Annotated in this window: 1 protein-coding gene; it reads left to right on the top strand. The window is 55.3% G+C overall.

The features are described from left to right. Nucleotides 1-52 precede the first annotated feature (52 nt). Nucleotides 53-1,300, top strand: a complete 1,248-nt coding sequence (locus tag CYD26_RS24700) for an IS256 family transposase (protein ID WP_102053912.1) — start codon at nucleotides 53-55, stop codon at nucleotides 1,298-1,300. The last annotated feature ends 61 nt before the right edge of the window (nucleotides 1,301-1,361 follow it).

Genomic DNA, 1,361 nt, shown 5'->3' with positions numbered 1-1,361 from the left:
GGGGGTGTCAGAAATTTTGTGTTCGGGCATAACATGAGTAAGAGGTGCATGTATGCCAACCAAAAAGAAACCCCTGCGTGACCTACCAAAAATCCCCAAGGAGCTGCTCGAGCAGTTCGGTGAAGGGCTGATGACCGCAGAGGCTATCGAAGACGCTTCTGCGGCCTTCAAGAAGGCTTTGATTGAGCGAGCATTGAGTGCTGAGCTCGGTCACCACCTGGGGTATCCGCCGGGCGCGCAGCGCCCAGAGGATGAAACCAACCAGCGCAACGGCAAAACGGGCAAGACGGTTTTGACAGGGGATGGCCCGCTGCGGCTGGAGATTCCCCGTGATCGGGATGGCAGTTTTGCCCCCATTCTGATCCCCAAGCATGAGCGGCGTTACACCGGTTTTGATGACAAGATCATCGCCATGTATGCCCGAGGCATGACCGTTCGAGAAATCCGCGCTTTCCTCTCTGAGCAATACGGGACGGACGTTTCCCATGACTTCATCAGCTCAGTCACTGACGAGGTGATGGAGGAAATTGGTGCGTGGCAACAGCGACCGCTTGAGCCGATGTACCCAGTCATTTTCTTCGATGCGCTGCGGGTCAAGATCCGAGAAGAAGGCCTTGTCCGCAACAAGGCGATTTACTTGGCGCTGGGTGTTTTACCCGATGGAACGCGCGATATTCTTGGCATCTGGATCGAAAACACTGAGGGTGCGAAGTTTTGGATGAAGGTATTCAACGACCTCAAGACCCGCGGCGTAGAAGACGTGCTGATAGCCATTACCGACGGTCTCAAAGGTATGCCAGAGGCGCTAAGTGCAGTGTTTCCGGCGACAACGCTGCAAACCTGCATCGTCCACTTGATCCGCAACAGCCTCGATTATGCGGCGTGGGATAAGCGCCGTGAGCTGGCCAAGGCGCTTAAACCGGTCTATCAGGCCATCACCGCAGAAGCGGCTGAGGAAGCACTGGGTGCCTTTGAAAATGGCCCTTGGGGAAAGCAGTACCCAGCGGTCGTGGCGGCCTGGAGACGAGCTTGGGATCGAGTGATCCCATTTTTTGTCTTCCCACCTGCCATTCGAAAAGTGATCTATACGACCAACGCTATCGAAAGCATCAACGCCCAGCTACGCAAGATCATCAAAACGCGAGGCCACTTCCCGACTGATGACGCAGCGACCAAGCTGATCTGGCTTGGGCTGCGCAACATTACGGCAAACTGGGGCTCGGCGGCGCATGATTGGAAAAATGCGATGAATCAATTTGCGATTCTGTACGGAGATCGATTTATCAGGCCGACCTGGTAAAAGCCTGGCCTGCCTGGCGGCAGGCCGTTATCGGCCCGCACACAAAAAAACTGACACTCTC

The sequence above is a fragment of the Pseudomonas sp. FFUP_PS_473 genome, from assembly GCF_002858665.1.
Lineage (GTDB): Bacteria > Pseudomonadota > Gammaproteobacteria > Pseudomonadales > Pseudomonadaceae > Aquipseudomonas > Aquipseudomonas defluvii.
The sequence above is the reverse complement of the archived record's forward strand: the minus strand, read 5'-3'. Positions and strand labels throughout refer to the sequence as shown.

What these genes read in the sequence shown, in the direction of transcription:
- CYD26_RS24700 (WP_102053912.1), top strand. Translation starts at nt 53, where the DNA reads ATGCCAACCAAAAAGAAACCCCTGCGTGACCTACCAAAAATCCCCAAG.